The 20442-nt window shown below is 58.0% G+C and carries 17 protein-coding genes; 10 read left to right on the forward strand and 7 right to left on the reverse strand.

The window, feature by feature from the left end; all coding sequences use genetic code 11:
• Positions 1 to 140 precede the first annotated feature (140 nt).
• From RAK07_RS06980 to RAK07_RS07010, 7 genes are all read left to right on the forward strand, one after another.
• The gene (locus RAK07_RS06980; RefSeq protein WP_305732114.1) at positions 141 to 3134 is read left to right on the forward strand and encodes a type I restriction endonuclease subunit R; all 2994 of its coding nucleotides are present in this window, start codon (positions 141 to 143) and stop codon (positions 3132 to 3134) included.
• The gene (locus tag RAK07_RS06985; protein WP_305732115.1) at positions 3124 to 4161 is read left to right on the forward strand and encodes a PDDEXK nuclease domain-containing protein; all 1038 of its coding nucleotides are present in this window, start codon (positions 3124 to 3126) and stop codon (positions 4159 to 4161) included. Before RAK07_RS06980 ends, RAK07_RS06985 begins: the two co-directional genes overlap by 11 nt.
• Entirely contained in the window at positions 4158 to 5405 is a 1248-nt protein-coding gene (locus tag RAK07_RS06990; RefSeq protein ID WP_305732116.1) for a restriction endonuclease subunit S, read from the forward strand. Before RAK07_RS06985 ends, RAK07_RS06990 begins: the two co-directional genes overlap by 4 nt.
• Positions 5402 to 7630: an AAA family ATPase gene (locus RAK07_RS06995; RefSeq protein ID WP_305732117.1), complete on the forward strand. Its 2229-nt coding sequence runs from the start codon at positions 5402 to 5404 to the stop codon at positions 7628 to 7630. Before RAK07_RS06990 ends, RAK07_RS06995 begins: the two co-directional genes overlap by 4 nt.
• Before the next feature lie 172 nt (positions 7631 to 7802).
• Positions 7803 to 8807, forward strand: a complete 1005-nt coding sequence (locus tag RAK07_RS07000) for a virulence RhuM family protein (RefSeq protein ID WP_305732118.1) — start codon at positions 7803 to 7805, stop codon at positions 8805 to 8807.
• Positions 8804 to 10411 carry a type I restriction-modification system subunit M gene (locus RAK07_RS07005; RefSeq protein WP_305732119.1) on the forward strand — a complete coding sequence of 536 codons (1608 nt, stop codon included), beginning with the start codon at positions 8804 to 8806 and terminating at the stop codon, positions 10409 to 10411. Before RAK07_RS07000 ends, RAK07_RS07005 begins: the two co-directional genes overlap by 4 nt.
• Positions 10412 to 10496: 85 nt before the next feature.
• Positions 10497 to 11381, forward strand: a complete 885-nt coding sequence (locus RAK07_RS07010; RefSeq protein ID WP_305732120.1) for an alpha/beta fold hydrolase — start codon at positions 10497 to 10499, stop codon at positions 11379 to 11381.
• 13 nt (positions 11382 to 11394) lie between these two features.
• Here the strand turns inward: RAK07_RS07010 and RAK07_RS07015 are convergent, their stop codons facing one another.
• From RAK07_RS07015 to RAK07_RS07045, 7 genes are all read right to left on the reverse strand, one after another.
• Complete coding sequence (locus RAK07_RS07015; protein ID WP_305732121.1) at positions 11395 to 11760, reverse strand: response regulator; 366 nt, start codon at positions 11758 to 11760, stop codon at positions 11395 to 11397.
• A 79-nt stretch (positions 11761 to 11839) separates the two neighbouring features.
• The gene (locus RAK07_RS07020) at positions 11840 to 12235 is read right to left on the reverse strand and encodes a response regulator (protein WP_305732122.1); all 396 of its coding nucleotides are present in this window, start codon (positions 12233 to 12235) and stop codon (positions 11840 to 11842) included.
• A gap of 144 nt (positions 12236 to 12379) precedes the next feature.
• A complete protein-coding gene (locus RAK07_RS07025) occupies positions 12380 to 13039 on the reverse strand; it encodes a response regulator (protein ID WP_305732123.1) in 660 nt (219 codons plus the stop codon).
• A gap of 27 nt (positions 13040 to 13066) precedes the next feature.
• Positions 13067 to 14593 carry a PAS domain-containing protein gene (locus tag RAK07_RS07030; protein WP_305732124.1) on the reverse strand — a complete coding sequence of 509 codons (1527 nt, stop codon included), beginning with the start codon at positions 14591 to 14593 and terminating at the stop codon, positions 13067 to 13069.
• A gap of 22 nt (positions 14594 to 14615) precedes the next feature.
• On the reverse strand, positions 14616 to 15479 hold the full coding sequence (locus tag RAK07_RS07035; RefSeq protein ID WP_305732125.1) for an ABC transporter ATP-binding protein: 864 nt from the start codon (positions 15477 to 15479) through the stop codon (positions 14616 to 14618).
• The gene (locus RAK07_RS07040) at positions 15466 to 16350 is read right to left on the reverse strand and encodes a tetratricopeptide repeat protein (RefSeq protein ID WP_305732126.1); all 885 of its coding nucleotides are present in this window, start codon (positions 16348 to 16350) and stop codon (positions 15466 to 15468) included. Before RAK07_RS07040 ends, RAK07_RS07035 begins: the two co-directional genes overlap by 14 nt.
• Complete coding sequence (locus RAK07_RS07045; protein WP_305732127.1) at positions 16347 to 17141, reverse strand: ABC transporter permease subunit; 795 nt, start codon at positions 17139 to 17141, stop codon at positions 16347 to 16349. Before RAK07_RS07045 ends, RAK07_RS07040 begins: the two co-directional genes overlap by 4 nt.
• Positions 17142 to 17300: 159 nt before the next feature.
• Here RAK07_RS07045 and RAK07_RS07050 point away from each other — a divergent pair, with 159 nt between their 5' ends.
• The 3 genes from RAK07_RS07050 to RAK07_RS07060 all read left to right on the forward strand — a co-directional run bounded on the left by RAK07_RS07050 (position 17301) and on the right by RAK07_RS07060 (position 20436).
• Positions 17301 to 18824 carry a glucose-6-phosphate isomerase gene (locus tag RAK07_RS07050; protein WP_309550353.1) on the forward strand — a complete coding sequence of 508 codons (1524 nt, stop codon included), beginning with the start codon at positions 17301 to 17303 and terminating at the stop codon, positions 18822 to 18824.
• 145 nt (positions 18825 to 18969) lie between these two features.
• Positions 18970 to 19182, forward strand: coding sequence for an AbrB/MazE/SpoVT family DNA-binding domain-containing protein (locus RAK07_RS07055; protein ID WP_305732128.1), 213 nt, complete (start codon positions 18970 to 18972; stop codon positions 19180 to 19182).
• A 33-nt stretch (positions 19183 to 19215) separates the two neighbouring features.
• Positions 19216 to 20436 (forward strand): serine hydrolase domain-containing protein, encoded by a 1221-nt coding sequence (locus tag RAK07_RS07060; RefSeq protein WP_305732129.1) that lies wholly within the window; start codon positions 19216 to 19218, stop codon positions 20434 to 20436.
• Positions 20437 to 20442 lie beyond the last annotated feature (6 nt).

Consider the following 20442-nt stretch of genomic DNA (forward strand, 5'->3'; position numbering starts at 1 on the left):
ATACTTTTTTCTTGCTAAATAGCCGATCCTATGTTTCTGACAAGAGAAATCGGGCACGTGTTCACAAGGCGCGGGTGAGTGGGTGTAATGGCACATTGGCACGTTCCAGAGGGTCTGCCAGGTCTTTTCAGGATAGCCTTATGACAACAGAAAACCAGATCGAACAATCCTTAATCGAAAAACTGGTCGAGCTCAAATACACCTACCGCCCGGACATCCGCGACCGCGCCGGGCTGGAAGCCAACTTTCGCCAGCACTTCGAGGCTCTGAATCGTGTCCATCTGACCGACACCGAGTTCGCCCGCCTGCTGGAGTCCATCGTCACCCCTGACGTCTACGCCGCCGCCAAACACCTGCGCGAGAAGAACAGTTTCGAGCGTGACGACGGCACGCCGCTCTACTACACGCTGGTCAACATCAAGGACTGGTGCAAAAACAGCTTCGAGGTGATCAATCAACTTCGCATCAGCACCGATTACAGCCACCACCGTTATGACGTGATCCTGCTCATCAACGGCGTGCCAGCGGTGCAGATCGAGCTGAAAACCCTGCAAATCAGCCCGCGCCGGGCCATGCAGCAGATCGTCGATTATAAGCACGACCCCGGCAACGGCTACAACAAAACCCTGCTCTGTTTCCTGCAACTCTTCATCGTCAGCAACCGCAGCGATACCTGGTACTTCGCCAACAACAACGCCCGCCACTTCAGTTTCAACGCCGACGAGCGTTTCCTGCCGCTCTATCAGTTCGCAGATGTTAATAACACCAAAGTCACCCATCTCGACGACTTCGCCCTGCGTTTTCTCTCCAAGTGCGTTCTGGGCGAGATGATCAGCCGCTACATGGTTCTGGTCGCCAGCGAGCAGAAACTCCTGGTCATGCGCCCCTATCAGATCTATGCCGTCAGGGCGATCGTCGATTGCATCCATCAGCACTCAGGCAACGGCTACATCTGGCACACCACCGGCAGCGGCAAGACCCTCACCTCGTTCAAGGCTTCCACCCTGCTCAAGGACAATCCGGACATCGACAAATGCCTGTTCGTGGTCGATCGTAAAGACCTTGACCGGCAGACGCGGGAGGAATTCAACAAATTTCAGGAAGGCTGTGTCGAGGAGAATACAAACACCGAAACCCTGGTGCGGCGCCTGCTCTCCGACGACTACGCCGACAAGGTGATCGTAACCACCATCCAGAAACTCGGCCTGGCGCTGGATGACAGCAACAAGAACGGCTCGAACAAACGCACCTACAAGGAGCGTCTGGAACCGCTGCGCCAAAGCCGCATGGTCTTTATCTTCGACGAGTGCCACCGCTCGCAATTCGGCGAGAACCACAAGGCGATCAAAGAATTTTTCCCCAACGCCCAGTTGTTCGGCTTTACCGGCACGCCTATCTTTGAGCAGAACGCCAGCGCCCAACAGGTCGAAGGACAGCAGGCGAGCTACAAGACCACAGCCGACATCTTTCAGCAGCAACTGCACGCTTACACCATCACCCACGCCATCGAAGACCGCAACGTCCTGCGCTTCCACGTCGATTACTACAAGCCCGAGGGGAAGAAGCAGCCCAAGCCGGGTGAGGCGCTGGCCAAGCGCGCCATTGTTGAAGCCATCCTCGCCAAGCACGACGCCGCAACCAACCGGCGCAAGTTCAACGCCCTGCTGGCCACCGCCTCCATCAACGACGCCATCGAATATCACGCCCTGTTCAAAACCGTGCAGGCTGAAAAGCAGACCGCCGATCCAGACTTCCAGCCGCTGAATATTGCCTGCGTCTTCTCACCGCCCGCCGAAGGGAATAAGGACGTGCAGCAGATTCAGGAAGACCTGCCGCAAGAGAAGGCCGACAACGAGCAGAACCCCGACCAGAAGAAGGAAGCTCTCAAGACGATCATCGCCGACTACAACGCCCGATATGGCAGCAACCACAGCGTCGGCGAATTCGACCTCTACTATCAGGACGTGCAAAAGCGGATCAAGGATCAGCAATATCCGAATAGCGATCTCCCCCACGCGCAGAAGATCGACATCACCATCGTGGTGGACATGCTGCTCACCGGCTTCGATTCCAAGTTTCTGAATACCCTCTACGTGGACAAGAACCTCAAGTTCCACGGGCTGATTCAGGCGTTTTCGCGCACCAACCGCGTGCTCAACGACACCAAGCCCTACGGCAACATCCTCGACTTCCGCCAGCAGCAGGACGCGGTCGATACCGCCATCAGCCTCTTTTCCGGCGAGGCCGGCAAACCTGCCAAGGAGATCTGGCTGGTGGACCCAGCCCCGGTGGTGATTGAAAAATATCGAAAAGCAGTCGCGGCGCTGGATCAGTACATGACGCAAAGTGGCCTGGTGTGCGAGCCGCAAGCCGTCTACAACCTGAAGGGTGATACGGCGCGCATCGAATTCATTACCCGTTTCAAGGAAGTGCAGCGTCTCAAGACCCAGCTCGACCAATACACCGACATTGATGAAGCGCAAAAGCAAACCATCAATGAGATTTTGCCCGAGGATGAGCTGCGCTCCCTGCGAGGTTCCTACCTGGAAACCGCCCAGCGCCTGAAAGCCCAGCAGGGCAAAACCGGCAAGGACGCCGGCGACGCGCACGACGCCATCGAGCAGCTTGATTTCGAGTTCGTGCTCTTCGCCAGCGCCCTGATCGATTACGACTACATCATGGCGCTGATTGCCCGCTACTCACAGCAGACACCGGGCAAGCAGAAAATGAGCCGCCAGCAACTGATCGGCCTGATTCAGGCCGACGCCAAATTCATGGATGAGCGCGACGACATTGCCGAGTACATCGGCACCCTGGAAGCGGGCAAGGCTCTGGACGAACAAGCCATCCGCGCCGGGTTCGAGAGCTTCAAGGCCGGGAAGCACGCCCGCCAACTGGCCGCTATTGCCGAAAAACATGGGCTGGATGCCGCCGCTCTGCAAGGCTTTGTGGATGGGATTCTGCGTCGCATGATCTTCGACGGCGAACAGTTGAGCGACCTGATGGCCCCGCTGGAATTGGGCTGGAAAGCCCGCACCAAGGCCGAGCTGGCACTGATGGAAGAGCTGATCCCGCTGCTGCACAAACTTGCCCAGGGGCGGGAGATTTCAGGGTTGGGGGCGTATGAACAGTAAAACCGTACCGAGAAACTCGCACGCCTTTGCCGAGGTGCTGGGCCAGATCCAGCAGACGCGGCAGCGCGTCTTTGCCCAGGCCAACACGGCCTTGATCGATCTCTATTGGCGTATCGGGCAGACCATCAGCCACAAAGTGGCCCAGGCCGGTTGGGGCAAAGGGGTGGTGACCGAGTTGGCGCGCTACATTGCTCATGCCGACCCCACGCTCAAAGGCTTCAGCGATAAAAATCTCTGGCGGATGAAGCAGTTTTACGAAACCTATTGCGACGACGAAAAACTCTCAACGCTGGTGAGAGAATTGCCCTGGACGCACAACGTCACCATCTTTTCGCGGTGTAAAAGTCCTGCTGAACGGCTCTTCTACCTTGAGCAATGCCTGCAGGAGAAATACACCTCTCGCGAATTGGAGCGGCAGATCGATGCGGCCAGTTTTGAGCGGGTCTCACTGACCCAGCCAAAACTCTCGGCAGCGCTGAGAGTTTTACAGCCAGCCGCTGGCGAGGTGTTCAAGGACCACTATGTGCTCGAATTTCTGGGGCTGCCCGATTCCCACAGCGAAAACGACCTGCAAACCGCCCTCGTCCGGCACATGAAGGCCTTCGTCCTCGAACTGGGTCGCGATTTCCTGTTCGTGGCCGAGCAATTCCGCCTGCAAGTGGGCAACCAGGATTTTTTCATCGACCTGCTCTTCTACCATCGGGGTCTGTCGGCCCTGGTGGCCTTCGAACTGAAGATCGGCAAATTCCAGCCCGAGCACATGGGGCAACTCAACTTCTACCTCGAAGCGCTCGACCGCGACGTGAAGAAACCCCACGAAAATCCCAGCATCGGCGTCCTGCTCTGCCGCGACAAGGACGAAGAAGTGGTGGAATACGCCCTCTCCCGCAACCTCTCCCCCACGCTCATCGCCCAATACCAACTGCAACTGCCCGACAAAAAACTGCTCCAGGCGCGGCTGCATGAATTGCTGGCGGGCGAATGGGCGATGGATGATAAAGACTCGTCCGGGGAGGATGGGCGATGAAGGCAGAGAAAAAAAGCGGATTGGTGCCCAAGCTGCGCTTTCCTGAGTTTCGGGAGGCGGGTGAGTGGGAGTTTCGTAACCTTGGGAGGGTCGCCGAGAACCTAGACAATCGGCGCGTACCAATTACTTCGGGCGATAGAGTAGCGGGAATGATTCCATATTACGGAGCCTCTGGCGTCGTTGATTACGTTAAAGGCTTCATCTTTGACGAGGATTTGCTCTGTGTTTCAGAAGACGGAGCTAATTTGGTCGCGCGGACATATCCGATTGCTTTTCCAATCTCTGGAAAGACGTGGGTAAATAACCATGCTCACGTCTTGCGATTCCAGAACCTCTTCACACAAAAGTTTGTGGAGGTCTATTTGAACTCCATCAAGCTCGACGACTTCATCACTGGTATGGCTCAACCCAAATTGAATAAGACGATGCTCGACAGCATTCCCATTCCTTGGCCCACAGTACCCGAGCAACAACGCATCGCCGACTGCCTCGCTTCCCTCGACGAACTGATCACCCTGGAGGCTCAAAAGCTCGACACGCTCAAGACCCATAAAAAAGGGCTGATGCAGCAGCTTTTCCCCGCCGAAGGCGAAACCCTGCCCAAACTGCGCTTCCCTGAGTTTCGGGAGGCGGGGGAATGGGAGGAAATGCAAATTGGTGACTTGAAGCCATTTGTCACCAGCGGCTCGCGTGGTTGGGCCGCTTACTACGCAAATCAAGGATCGCTTTTCGTTCGCATCACAAATCTCACGCGAGAATCTATTTATCTCGACTTAGCTGACACCAAGTTCGTGAAACTTCCACAAGAAGCCAGCGAAGGGGTTCGAACGCAACTCAAAGAACACGACGTTTTAATTTCCATCACCGCAGATATTGGAATCATCGGTTACGTCGATGCAAGCATCTCTTCTCCCGCTTATATCAATCAGCACATCGCGCTCGTGCGTTTCGATTCATCGCAAGTGTGCAGTAAATTCGTAAGCTATTTCTTAGCTTCCGAAAGGTCGCAGCGACTTTTCCGTGCGTCGACCGATATTGGCACAAAGGCGGGAATGAGCCTGATTATGGTTCAGAAGATTCAAGTTGTGCTCCCAACTCTGCCTGAACAACAGAAAATCGCCGACTGCCTCACCTCCCTTGACGACCTGATCATCGCCCAAAGCCAAAAACTCGCCGCGCTCAAGACCCATAAAAAAGGGCTGATGCAGCAGCTTTTCCCGGCACTGGAGGAGGTGACTGCATGATCATCAAAATCAACCGACTTGCCAATTTTGCCAACTTTCGCCAATTTCAATGGGGAAACAACACGAACTTTACCAAGTACAACCTCGTATACGGGTGGAACTATTCTGGAAAGACCACTCTTTCACGACTCTTTCACATACTGGCCAACCCAACAAGCCTATCGCAATGGCAAGGATGCCAATTTGAGGTTGAGCTTCAAGGCGGAACCAGGTTGACGCAAACCAATCTTGCAAATCCACCGCGTATAAAAGTCTTTAACCGCGACTTCATCCAAAGCAACTTCCAGCAAGAACACAAAGCCCCAGCGGTGTTCATTGTCGGCGGCAACACCATCCACCTTCGCAATCGCATCTCTCGCCTGAACGAGCACGAGACCAAAACAAAAACCATCAAGGACAGACTGAACGAAAGCCACCAGCAGCTCAGAAAGGAACTTGATTCACTTGGTACTGCGCATGCCAGTTCTGTAGCCACACTGACAGGCGACAAGACCTACAACCGTACAAAACTGGCTGCTGAAGTTGAACGAATCAAAGCGACACCCCAAGCTTTCATCCTTACAGAAATAGCCCTCCAGGCCAAAGTATCGCTCCTGCGCAGTACACAAGATTGGAAAGACATCAATCCGGTTGCAATTTTTGTGGGTAACCTGGAGGCTTTGTGCCAGAACCTCTCAACTGTAATGCAAAAGACGGCATCAAATGAGGCCATCACAAAACTCAAAGAAAACCGCGAACTGGAATCCTGGATTCGTACAGGCCTGACGTTCCACACGGATTCAACGGAATGCGAGTTCTGCGGCGCCACAATCTCCGCCGATCGGTTGGCCACCTTGCAAAAACACTTTTCCAAAGCCTACGAAGATTTGATTTCTGAAGTAGCGACCCAAGTAAACACGCTAGAAAAGATCAAGTTCACCATCACTCTTCCAGACGAGCGTGATTTCTTTCCAGACCTCAAGGAACAGTTTATTACGATCAAGGGAAAGACTGACGCATGGCTCACTTGGGCCAATAGTGTCATAGGCGAACTTGTGAGCCTCGCCAAGCAAAAGCAGCTCGCTCTTGAAACGCAACTCGGCTGCGAAGTGGACACCAGTCGTGTCTCTGAAATTACTCAAATCGTCGTGGACATCAACGCGCTTGTTACGACGCACAACCAAAAACGCACCCAAATCGATAGAGAAAAGACAGCCGCCAAGGAAACTATCGAAAAGCATCACGCCGCGATTTTTTATCAATCCAACAATATTTTAGACAAAGAGACCGCCATTCAGAGGTTAAAAGATCAAGTTGATAAGTCCCAAAGTCTTTTGACGGGTATCGTAGGCAAGAAGGCTGCAATCGAAGCACAGATCCAGCAACAATCCATTGCTGCACAAAGAATCAATGAGACGGTCCAGTTTCTTTTGCCCGACAATAATATCTCAGTTGCCGAAATCACAGGTGGCTCTTTTGAGTTCAGGCGCGATGGCACCCCAGCCAAGAACCTAAGTGAAGGCGAGAAAACGGCTATCACCTTTGCCTATTTCCTCGCCACACTCGAAAACAATGGCGCGTCACTGAATCAGACCATTGTCTTTGTCGACGATCCCATTTCCAGCCTCGATTCGAATCACATCTATGCCATTTATGCGTTAATCACCAAGCGTCTTGATTCTTGTTTGCAGATTTTCGTTTCCACTCACAACAGTGAGCTTTACACACTGCTCAAAGATTATTGGTTCAAAGCGCGGCAACATTTTGCTAATCACACCACTGCATGCTCATACTACACACGGAGATTTCTTGATAGCGCAGGACAGGAATGGCACTCTACGCTGGAGGACACGCCAAATCTTCTCCGGAAATACAAATCCGAATACCAGTTTATTTTTGAGCAATTGCACAAGTTCTCAATATCACAATCACCATCGCTTCATGAGGCTTACACCGCCCCCAATTTGCTGCGCAAGTTTCTCGAAGCTTACCTCGGCTTCCAAAAGCCCTGTATATCTAAATGGTCAGACAAACTCGATCTGTTATTTGACACTGATGTCGAGCGGACAGAAATTCAAAAGTTCTCCGACGACGCCTCACACTTGCAAGGCTTGAATCGTGCGCTCCAGCAACCTAACTTTGTCTCCAATGCACAGAATACAGTCATGAAAGTCATTCAGGCGTTAAAAACCAAAGACCTCCCGCACTACACATCCATGTGCACTGTCATTGGAGTTACCCCATGACTTTTTTATCTGCCCACGCCAAGCTGCCAGCGATAACTACGGACAAAATAAAACAAAAACTGATATTTATCACATGCCTGGCAAGCGCAAATACGTTTCGCGGCACGATGAATGCCACAATAATCAGGAAATTCTCTCCACAGTGTGTAGAGAATCTGAAAGGGGTGTCCACATGACGCAGCTCATCCTCTACACCAGCGAAGACGGCCAATCTCAAGTACAACTACGGGCCGACCGGGGCACGGTCTGGCTTACCCAGTTGGAGATGGCGGAGCTATTCAACGCCAGCAAGCAGAATATTTCGCTGCACCTGAAAAATCTGTTTGAAGACAGGGAATTGCACGAGGAGTCAGTTGTCAAGGAATCCTTGACAACTGCGACCGACGGTAAAACCTACCGGACTAAGCTCTACAATCTGGACGCCATTCTGGCAGTGGGCTACAGGGTGCGCTCGCCGCGTGGTGTGCAGTTTCGCCGCTGGGCCAGTACCGTGCTGGCGGAATACCTGAAGAAGGGTTTCGTCATGGACGACGAGCGGCTCAAGAACCCCGATGGTCGCCCGGACTATTTTGACGAGATGCTGGCCCGCATTCGCGACATTCGTGCCTCGGAAAAGCGCTTCTATCAAAAGGTGCGTGACCTGTTCGCGCTGGCTGCCGATTACGACAAGACCGATCAAACCACCCAGCAATTCTTCGCCACGGTGCAAAACCTGCTGCTCTACGCGGTGACACTGCAGACCGCCGCCGAAATCATCCTTGCCCGCGCTAACCCCGCCGATGCCCATTTCGGCCTGCTGGCCTGGAAGGGTGCCCAAGTGCGCAAGCAGGACATTCTGGTGGCCAAGAACTACCTGACTGAGGACGAAATCGACACCCTCAACCGCTTGGTGGTGATCTTTCTTGAAACCGCCGAGCTGCGGGCCAAGCGGCAAACCATCACCAGCATGGCCTTCTGGCGTGAGAACGTCGGGCAAATTATCACCGCCAACGGTTTTCCGCTGTTGGCAGGTGCGGGCTCGGTCAGCCATGCCCGCATGGAGCAGCAGATTACCCCGCTCTTTCTCGACTATGACCAACGCCGCAAAATAGAAGAGGCGCAAGCGGCGGATGAGCAGGACGAGGCCGAACTGAAGGTGCTGGAAAACAGAATCAAACATCGCAAGGAAACCACGTGACCGAACTCGACCAAAGACAACTGGGCAACACCCTGTGGGGCATTGCCGACCAACTGCGCGGGGCAATGAATGCGGACGACTTCCGCGATTACATGCTCTCCTTCCTCTTCCTGCGCTATCTGTCGGACAACTATGAAACGGCGGCGCAAAGGGAGCTGGGGCCGGATTATCCGAAACTGGACGCAGGCAATCGCAGCACACCGCTGGCGGTGTGGTACGCGCAAAATCCGGACGATACCGCCGAATTCGAAAAGCAGATGCGCCGTAAGATGCATTACGTCATCCAGCCCGTCTACCTGTGGGGGAGCATTGCCGAGATGGCGCGCACCCAGGACAGGGAACTGCTGCACACCCTGCAAAACGCTTTCGATTACATCGAGAACGAATCCTTCGCCAGCACTTTCGGCGGACTCTTCTCCGAGATCAATCTGAATTCCGAAAAGCTGGGCAAGGGGTACGAAGCACGCAATGCCAAGCTCTGCACCATCATCAAGGCGATTGCCGAGGGGCTGGCCCAGTTTTCCACTGACAAGGACACCCTGGGCGATGCTTACGAATACCTGATCGGCCAGTTTGCCGCCGGCTCCGGCAAGAAGGCGGGCGAGTTCTACACCCCCCAGCAGATTTCCAGCATCTTGTCGGGCATCGTCACGCTGGACAGCCAGGAACCGGCCACCGGCAAGAAGAAGCAACTGGAGAGCGTCTTCGACTTTGCCTGCGGCTCGGGCTCGCTGCTGCTCAACGTGCGCCACCGCATGGGGGCGCACGGCATCGGCAAGATTTACGGTCAGGAGAAAAACATCACCACCTACAACCTGGCGCGCATGAACATGCTGCTGCACGGGGTGAAGGATTCCGAGTTCGAGATGTATCACGGCGACACGCTGACCAACGACTGGGACTGGCTTCGCGAGATGAACCCGGCCCGTAGCCCCAAGTTCGATGCGGTGGTCGCCAATCCGCCCTTCAGCTACCGCTGGGAACCGTCAGAGGCCCTGGGCGAGGACATGCGCTTCAAGAATTACGGCCTGGCCCCCAAGTCCGCCGCCGACTTCGCCTTTTTGCTGCACGGCTTCCATTACCTGAAGCCCGAAGGGGTAATGGCCATCATTCTGCCCCACGGCGTGCTCTTCCGTGGCGGCGCGGAAGAACGTATCCGCACCAAGCTGCTCAAAGACGGCAATATCGACACCGTGATCGGCCTGCCCGCCAACCTGTTCTTCTCCACCGGCATCCCGGTCTGCATTCTGGTGCTGAAGAAGTGCAAAAAGCCCGATGACGTGCTCTTCATCAACGCCGCCGAGCAGTTCGAAAAAGGGAAGCGGCAAAACCGCCTGCGCCCGGAGGATATCGACAAAATTCTCGAAACCTATCAGTACCGGCGCGAAGAGGAGCGCTATTCCATGCGGGTATCAATGGAGCGAATCGAGAAGGAAGGCTACAACCTGAACATCTCGCGCTACATCAGCACAGCCCGGGCGGAAGAGGAGATCGATTTGCAGGCGGTTAACGAGGAGTTGCTTTCGCTGGATCGGAAGATCAAGACTGCAACCGCAAGGCACAACGAATTCCTCAAGGAGCTAGGATTGACCCTGCTGCCATGATAGGTGGTGAAAGGCAGGAGCGTGGTTAGATGCACACGACCAATTTCATTGCCGCTTCAGACACGAAAGGCTACTCAATTACACTATGAAATCCAGACTGGCAGAACATTACCCCTTCAAAAGCAACTACCTCGACCTGGACGGCGTCAACTACCACTACCTGGACGAAGGTAGCGGCCCCACGGTGGTGATGCTGCACGGCAACCCCTCCTGGTCGTTCTACTACCGCAACCTGGTGCTGGCCCTGCGGGGCAGCCACCGTTGCATCGTGCCGGACCATATCGGCTGCGGCCTTTCCGACAAGCCGGGGGATGACCGCTACGACTACACCCTGCCCCGGCGGGTGGCGGATCTGGAACGGCTGCTGGACAGCCTGGAGCTGCCGCAGAAGCTCACCCTGGTGGTGCACGACTGGGGCGGCATGATCGGCATGGCCTGGGCCGTGCGTCATCCGGAGCGGATCGAACGGCTGGTGATCCTGAACACCGCCGCCTTCCCCCTGCCCGCTGCCAAGCCCTTTCCCCTGGCCCTGCGTATCTGCCGGGACACCTGGCTGGGTACGCTCTTGGTGCGCGGTTTCAACGCCTTCAGCCGGGGCGCAGCCCGGGTCGGCTGCAAGCGGAACCCGCTGTCGCCGGAGCTGCGGGCTCTGTACGAGCTCCCCTATGACTCCTGGCAGAACCGGATCGCCACCCTGCGTTTTGTGCAGGATATCCCGCTTCAGCCGGGGGACCGCAATTACGACCTGATCTGTGACGTCAGTGACGGGATCGGACAGTTTGACACGCTGCCGATGCTGATCTGCTGGGGGGAGAAGGACTTTGTCTTTGACCGCCATTTTCTGGCGGAATGGCAGCGCCGTTTTCCGGCTGCCGAGCTGCACCGCTACCCGGACGCCGGCCACTACATCCTTGAAGACATGCAGAAAGAAATCATTCCTATTGTGCTGAATTTTATGAACAAGTCTTGAGTATAGCCGTTCGTCAGATCAATCCCGCCAAATGATCGTGGAGCTGTTCCGGCGTGAACGGCTTCTTGATGCTGCTGTTGGCCCCGCTGGACAGGGCCTCGGCAATTACATCCTCGCCCCCCTCGGTGGTGATCATGACGATCGGTACAGCGTAGCCCCCGGCCCGTACCTGCCGTACGAATTCGATGCCGTCCATGTTGGGCATGTTGATGTCCGACAGAATAACCCCCACCTCGGTGCCCGAATGAAGGATGCTCAATCCTTCGTAGCCGTCGCCGGCCTCAAGGACCTCCGCCACCGGCAGCGCCGCCTGGCGCAGCGAGCGGGCGATAATCTTGCGCATGGTTGACGAGTCTTCCACAATCAGTACCGATTTCATGCTGGTGCGTCCTTTCCGTTTATCCTGCCGGCAAGGCGAGGCTTGACGACTAACGTTTCCATCCCCTGCTGTTCAATGCTCATACCGGTACCGACAGGTGATTCGTCAGTCGGGTGAAGTCGATGGATTTGCCCACAATGGTCAGGCGATTGTCCGAGTCCAGCACATCGGCAAACAGGTCCCCGATATCGCTGCGAGACGAGATAAGCAGCACTGCCGTCGGCATCTGCCGTCGCGGATGGTCCTGTTCGAACAGCCTGATCATGTTGAAGGTTTCCCGGCCGTTCATGATCGGCATGTCGTAATCCAGCAGCACGGCACTGTACGGTTCGCCCTGTTCAAAGGCATTGATGAACTTGAGAACGCCGTCTCTGCCGTTTTCAGCCTCGTCAACCGTCCCCAGCCCCAGGTGGCTGAAGGCAACCGAAACCATTGATCTGAAGGAAAGATCGTCATCCACGACCAGAACTTTCATGGCTGAACACCTCCATTTCCCGGTGAGCGAACGGTCATGCACACAGATGCCGACAGGGAGTCCGATGGTTGCAGGATACGTGCGCTTCGCGACAAACGACAGTCGGATAAATCGGAAGGAGGGGGTCGGGAAAATCCCGAGGGGCTATTCGGGGGAAATGAGGCCGCTTCTGATGGCGTAACGGGTCAGGTCGGCAATGCTGTGCAGGTTGAGCTTCCTGGTTACCTGGGCGCGGTGGGTCTCCACGGTTTTGACGCTGATCCCCAGGTGCCAGGCGATCTCCTTGTTGTTGCTTCCCTGGGCCAGCATCTTCAGAACTTGGGTTTCACGGGGCGACAGGGTGGGCAGTGCGGTCTGGTCGGCAGGATCAACGGTGAGGCCCATCAGGTTGCGCACCACGGCGCCGGCAATATGGCGGCTGATGAACAGCTCGTCGCGCATCACCGTCCTGATCCCTTCGAGCAATTCGTCGGAGGCGCAGTCCTTGAGCAGGTAGCCCAGGGCGCCGGCAGACAGGGCGGCGCAGACGATTTCCGGTTCGTTGTGCATGGAGAGCATCAGCACCCTGGTTTCCGGCAATTCGGCGAGGATGCGGCGCACCGCCTCGATGCCGTCCAGGTCGGGCAGGCTGATATCCATGATCACCACGTCGGGCCGGTGGCGGCGGGCCAGCTCCAGGGACTCCCCTCCCCTGCCGGTTTCCGCGACGATGCTGATGGCCGGCTCATCGGCCAGGATCACCTTGAGGCCGGTACGGAAAATGGTGTGGTCTTCAACCAGTATGACGGTAATGGTGGTATCCATGGGCATACTCCCTGCCGGAGCCCTGTGTCAGTGGCCGGTGTGGGCCTGCAACGGAATCCGAATCGAGCAGCAGCTTCCCTGTGCCGGTGCCGATTCGACACAAAAGGCCCCGCCCAGCAGTCCGATGCGCTGCCGTACGTGAAAGAGACCGAACGAGTTCTGATACACTGCCTCGTCAAGGGTTTCCACCGCAAAGCCCCTGCCATCGTCCCGCACGATGATCGAGATGCCTGCGTCGTCGCGATCAATGACGATGGCAACCGACTGCGCGTCGGCATGCTTGACGATGTTGATCAACAATTCCTTGACAATGCTGAAGAGGGTGGAGCGAAGGGAAAGCGGCACCTGCGGCAAGGGGCTCCGCTCCTCGACCGAGACGGAAAAACCGTGGGCAGCCCCCAGGTCGGCGGCCAGTTTGGCCACGGAGGGGGTCAGTCCCAGTTTCTGGAGCAGGGGCGGACTGATCTGGATGGTACGATTCCTGATCTCGCCGATGGTGGCGGCCAGCAGCTCGGCTATCTGTCCGATCTGGCTCCGCTGCTCCGGGCTCCGTTCCCGCAGCCGGTCAATGAGTATCTTGAGCAGTGCCAGGTTCTGACCGATATCGTCGTGCAGCCAGGCCGCCAGCCGTCGCCGTTCACGCTCCTCGGCCAGACAGAGTTCCTCGGTCAGGGCTGCCAGCTGCTCCTGGAAGGCGCGCAGTTGCTGCTCCGTTTCCTCCCGCATCCGCAGTTCCCGATTGAGCGCCGCGGTCCGTTCCTGCACCTCCCGCTCCAGACTTTCGTTGAAGGAGCGGAGTTTCGCCTCGATCCGCTTGCGGCCGGTGATATCGCTGTGCACCGAGATGATCCGGCCCGGCCGGCCGTCGGTGTCCAGGCGCAGCACGGTGCAGCGGTCCAGTACCCAGACATGGCTGCCGTCCTTGCGGCGCATCCGGTATTCCATCTCCAGCCGGGGAGCACCACCGGCCAGCATCTTTTCATAGGCCGTGGTGACCTGGCTGCGCTCCTCATTGCAGACGAGCCGGAGCCATTCGCGGATATCGCTGCCCAGCTCGTGGGGGCCGTACCCCAGCATCTCCGTCCAGCGGGGCGAGCAGGTGACCTGATCGCTGGTGATGTCCCAGTCCCACACCCCCTCGCCGCTGCCGCCCAGCGCCGAACGCCAGCGTTCCTCGTCCGCCGCCACGGTCCGCTCCCGCAGCATCTGCTCGGTCACGTCGTGAATCGTGGCCAGGATCAGGGTCTCGGGACCGTTGCCGGCAGCGCAGGTGTGAATCATCACCTCCCGCAGGCCGAGGGCGGTACGGTGGGTGCTGTTGATGGTCTGTTCGATCCCCTGGGCAGCCAGATTCAGTTCGGCAAGGGTCACCCCCGGATGGTGGGTGTCGAAATCGTAGAAATACCGATCGGTTTCGTCGTCGGTCGCCAGACCGTAATAGGCGCGGGCCGCGTCGTTGGCCCCCAGAATGCGGCCGGTTTCCGCCTGAACCACCATCTGCGCCGTGGCGTTGCACCGGAAAAAGGCGTTGAATAGGCTGCCGTTCAGCAGCATGGTCGCTCCCTGGGTTCCGCTGTCACCCCGCCACGGTCTCAAGGAAGAATGCCTCCATGTCCTTGCGGCGCGGCTCGATCCGTTCGATGGCGCACCCCTCGGCCAGGGCCTGCTGGATGAACGGCTGCAGCCCCTCTTTACCGACAAACAGCTCCTCATGGGCACCATCGGCACGCTGCAGCCGCACCTGGTACCCCTCCAGCCCCTGCTGCAGGATGTTTTCCACGCTGTCCACCACCCTCAGCCGTCCCTTGCTGATCACCCCCACCCGGTCGCAGACCTTTTCCACGTCGTCGGTGATGTGGGTGCTGAAAAAGACGCATTTGCCCCGCTTTTTCAGGTCAAGGATGATCTCCTTCACCAGGGCCCGGCCGATCGGGTCCAGACCGCTCATCGGCTCATCCAGGATGCAGATGCCGGGATCGTGGATCAGGGCCTGGGCCAGCCCCACCCGCTGCACCATCCCCTTGCTGTAGCTCCGGATCGGCCGGCGGCGGGCCTCCCACAGCTCCAGCAGCTTCAGCAGCTCCTCGCTGCGCCGGGCCACCAGCTCCTCCGCCATGCCGAAGATGCCGCCGACAAACTGCAGGTACTCCTCGGCGCCGAGGTAATCGTAGAACGCGGGATTTTCAGGCAGATACCCCACCTGGCGGCGGGCAGCGGCATCGGTGATCGCCATCCCGTTGATGGCGGCCGAACCGGAGGTGGGGCGGATCAGCCCCATCAGGCACTTGATGGTGGTACTCTTGCCGGCGCCGTTGGGCCCCAGGAAGCCGAACACCTCCCCCTGCTCCACCGCCAGCGACACCCCCTGCAGCGCCTCCACCACGGCACCCTTCTTCCCTGTGTACCGCTTGCCCAGCTCCCTGATATCAATCGCCGCCATGGCGTTTTTCCCCTTTCAATGTCGCGAAGGCGAACTTGCTGGTGCTGGCCACCCTGCCGTCGGGCTCCAGGTAGAATCGGCCGCCGTAGGGATCAACCGGCGGCGGCGACAAAAGGCCGCCCCGCACCAGTTGCCCGATGTCGGAGGGCAGCCGCCCCTGCTCCTCCCTGAACCGGTCCCGGGCCGCCTCGATCCGCCGCACCTCCTGGAACGCGGTGCGGCGCACCCGATACTCTTTTTTCAGCACCGGGTTCAGCTCACCCTTTTCCATGGCGGTCAGGTAGGCAATGGCCAGGTCGGTACGGCCCGCCTCCTGCAGGTAACGACCCGCCAGGCTGATGAAGAGACTGTTGTTGCTGAGCTCCCCGGCCCGGCGGTAGTACTCGGCCGCCTTGGCGTACTCTTTCAGGAAATAGGCATGGTTGAACCCGGCGAAAAACGGCAGGTACCAGTCCCAGGTGCGGTACTTCATGCCATACTCCAGCAGGTCGTTGGCCACCGTGAACTGTTTGGCGTCCCAGGTGAGGAACCCCTGGGCAAAGTAGTAGGCATCCATGTTGTACGGATCAAGTTGCACTGCACCGTGCAGCAGCCGGGACATCCCCGGCAGGTCCGTCGGCTCGGTGATCACCTGGCCGCTCTGGGCCTTGTTCAGCACACCGCCGAAATACATCAGCACCTTCATCACCAGCGATGCCCCCACCAGTTCCTTCTGGTCGGCGCTGAAGGAGCGGATCAGCCTGATGCTGGGGACAAACCCCAACTTCTCTTCCATCGGCTTGCTGTGCATGTAGGTGGTGAACGGGCCGATCACCAACCCGTAGGTGAGTAGCCCCGCAAGCAGCACGGCAGGAGCGGCACCGCGCCTCATTGCATCTCCCTCCGGTTGAAGATCAGCATGGCGCCCCCCAGCAGCATGGCGGTGTAGGCGATGAAATAGAGCAACGTCAGCCCCAGCCCGGCTGCGGTGGGCATGATGCCGTAGATGGCGTTCACCTTCAAATCAAACCCGGCCAGGTTGGGCAGCAGGTAGTAGACCGCGCTCACCACCGGTTTCAACAGGGGGGAGACGGTCTGGGCCGCTGCGGGAGAATGGACGTACTCGTACACCTGCTGGCTGACGCCGCTGGACAGGAAGGCGCAGATGGTACCGAAGATCGGCAGGAAAAAGGAGGTGCTCACCGTGGAGAGCAGCAGGGCCACCGCCACCAGCAGGATATATTTAAGGGTGGCGAACAGCACCGCCAGCACCAGCAGGCTCCAGACCACCGGCCGGTCCGACGGGTAGATGCCCGAGGCCAGCTTCACCGCCAGCAGCGCCACGGTCCCCAGCACCGCCGAGGTCAGCGCCAGGAACAGGGCCAGACCGAAGAACCGCCCCAAAAGGTAGGAACTGCGGCTGATCGGCAGGCTGAGCACGCTGTAGGTATAGCGCCGCTCCATATCCTTCCAGAGGGAGGTGGCCCCCAGGAACACCGACAAGAGCAGCAGGATGAAGGAGAGCAGGGAAAGGGACAGGGTGATGGACAGCTCGGTCACCTGCCGCATGGAGAGCGAGGCGGCGGAGGGGATGAACAGGAACAGCACCCCCAGGGCCATGATCCCCTGAAAGACCCGGTCGCGGAAGATGCCGCGCAGGGTGGTTAGCATGATGTCGCGCATGGTAGTGCTCGTCTCCTTACTGGTAGCGGCTGGCCGTCAATGGCTGACAAGTGTAATCAGTTCCGCCGCATGTTGCAAGGATGGAAGCTGACCGGTGGCGGCGGAGCCGAGGCTGTGGTACATACTGTGGCACCATCACCGCACCGAGAGGACCACACCATGACCACCACCCCATGCTGGCGCCGCTTTCAGGACACCCTCTGCCACTGCCCCGACCTGGGCCTCTGGCTGGACATCAGCCGGATGAACTTCCCCGACGACTTCTTCAGCAGCCAGGAACCGGCGGTCCGGCGGGCCCTGGCCGCCATGGCCCGGCTTGAGTCCGGCATTATCGCCAACCCGGATGAAAACCGGATGGTGGGGCACTACTGGCTGCGGGCCCCGGAACTGGCCCCCTCCCCTGCCCTGACCACGGAGATCAAAGAGACGGTCCAGCGGATTCTCGCCTTCACCGCAGAGATTCATAGCGGCAAACGGACCGCCCCCGGCGGCCGTCCCTTCAGGAAGCTGCTGGTCATCGGCATCGGCGGCTCCGCCCTGGGCCCCCAGTTCGTGGCCGACGCCCTGGGCGGCCCCCACGATCTCCTGACCCCCTACTTCCTGGACAACACCGACCCGGACGGCATGGACCGGGTCTTCGGCCAGATGGGCGACCTTGCGGACTGCCTGGCCATTGTCATCTCCAAAAGCGGTTCCACCAAGGAAACCCGCAACGGCATGCTGGAGGCCCGGGCAGCCTGGCAGCGGGCCGGGCTCGACTTCAGCCGCCAGGCCGTGGCCATCACCGGCACCGGCAGCGAACTGGACACACTGGCCATTGCCGAAGGCTGGCTGGAGCGGTTCCCCATGTGGGACTGGGTGGGGGGGCGCACCTCCGTCACCTCGGCCGTGGGGCTCTTGCCCGCGGCCCTGCAGGGGATCGACATCAGCGCCCTTCTGGCCGGAGCCCGCACCGCCGACCAGGCCACCCGCGAAAGCGACATCCGCCGCAACCCGGCGGCGCTGATGGCTCTCATGTGGCTCCAGGGCTCCAGCGGCTGCGGCAAGCGGGACCTGGTCATGCTCCCCTACAAGGACCGGTTGCTCCTCTTCTCCCGTTACCTGCAGCAGTTGATCATGGAATCCATCGGCAAGGACCGGGACCTGGACGGCAACCAGGTGGCTCAGGGGCTCACGGTCTACGGCAACAAAGGCTCCACGGACCAGCATGCCTACGTGCAGCAGTTGCGGGACGGGGTACACAACTTCTTCGTCACCTTCATCGAAGTATTGCAGGACAGAAGCGGCGCCTCACTGGAGGTGGAACCGGGGGTCACCAGCGGCGACTACCTGTTCGGTTTCCTCTACGGCACCCGCCAAGCCCTGGCGGAAAAGGGGCGGGAATCCATGACCCTTACCGTGGAGCGGATCGACCCCGCCACCATCGGCGCCCTGATCGCCCTGTTCGAGCGGACCGTGGGGCTGTACGCCTCCCTCGTCAACATCAACGCCTACCATCAGCCGGGGGTTGAAGCGGGCAAGAAAGCCGCCGGTGCGGTGATTGAACTGCAGAAAAAAGTGCGGGCCCACCTGGCGGACCATCCGGGGAGCAGCGACCCGACGGCCGTGGCCGCTGCCCTGGGGGTGCCGGAGCAGACGGAGCTGGTCTTTGCCATTTTGCGGCGGCTGGCGGTGCGGGGGTAAAACAGCTCCGGTACGGCAAGACGTTGCTTGCGAAAGCAGTCTGGCAGTCGCCGGAAGCGCAGCAGGAACACGGTCATCACCCCGGCTTGCACGCCATGGCGTACCGTGTTATCGCACAACGAAATCCTGATCGATACGAGTTCGTATGAATGCAGTGGCCATTTCCCCCAAGTTTCAGGTCGCCATCCCCAAAGATGTCCGCAACCAACTGCACCTGGTGCCGGGGCAAATGATGCAGGTCACCCCCTGCGAAGGGCGGATCGAGATCATCCCCGAGCGGAGCATCACCGAGATGTGCGGCTTTCGGAAAACCAGGGACGCTTCCCATATTTTTATGAAAACGGGGAAATGTTTCTGATTTCCTGATTAATCCAGAGCATGGAGGCCCTGTATGTACAAAATATTCAAACGTATTGCTATTGTGGTGTCATCAGTACTATTAGCCGCCTGCGGAAGCGATAATCAACCTCAGCCAAACATCGTCCAACAACAACTCCAGGATGTGCTCGTATCCAAGTACGCAGCGTATACATCCGCCAATAATTTGCCCGAGAACGCCGGCGCACTGGTGTACATCCATACGCCGAACGGAGTATCGGTCGCCACTGCCGGTTTTTCTTCGCATGTCAATGAGAACTACCACTTCAGAATAGCCAGCAATACCAAAACATTCACTGCTGCGGCCATTATGCTGCTTGATCAGCAGAAACGCCTTAACATTGATGACCATGTAACGGACACGATACCCAATAAAGCCATACCCTACCTGCCAACGTCTCCTAGCTATCAGATACCGTACAAGAGCTCCATTACCATCAAGCAATTATTATCGCACCGTGCCGGTGTGTTTGACGTAACCAACGATCCGGTCCCCCCATCCAGCAACGCCGTGTATGCAGGAAAAACCTATGTGGAGGAGTATATCTACAAAACACTCGGTGACGGGGACCACCAGTTCACCTTCGATGAGCTTGTCGGCGTCAATGCAGTAAATCAGCTCTCCTACTGGCCTCCGGACGGCGGTTATCACTACAGTAACACCGGCTACTCCCTACTGGCCGTCATTATTGAACGAGTGACGGGACAAAGCTATGGTCAATTCATTGCCGAAACCTTTTTTGCACCAATGGGGCTCAATGCAACATCAGCCCCCTGGTCTTCCAACGAACGCGCTCTTCCGCAACCATTCATGCGGGGATTCAGCAACACAGGAGACGGCTACCGGGAAACCACCGAGGACAACATGTCGGCCAACGTCGCAGAGGGCAACATCATCTCCACCGCGGCCGACCTGGCCACATGGATAAGGACGCTTCTGACCGGTAACGGGCCGGTCAACAAGAGCCAGGTGGCCCGCATGATTACCATCCCGCCGGGCAATGAGCAGAAGCAGTATGCGCTGGGAATCAGCCGTTATGCCGATATCGGTTACGGACATACCGGTGCACACATGGGGTACATGAGTCTATCCGCATACAATCCCCAGGACAATCTGACGGTAGTGGTATTTTTGCCCTTTCTCGACTTTACAAAGGTCGACAAGCAGGGGGAATTCCTGCTCGGCCTGGGTAAAGAGGCACGGAAAATCGCCGGGCACATGGAGCCCTGGTAACACTAC

It is taken from the genome of Trichlorobacter ammonificans, assembly GCF_933509905.1.
Taxonomy (GTDB): domain Bacteria; phylum Desulfobacterota; class Desulfuromonadia; order Geobacterales; family Pseudopelobacteraceae; genus Trichlorobacter; species Trichlorobacter ammonificans.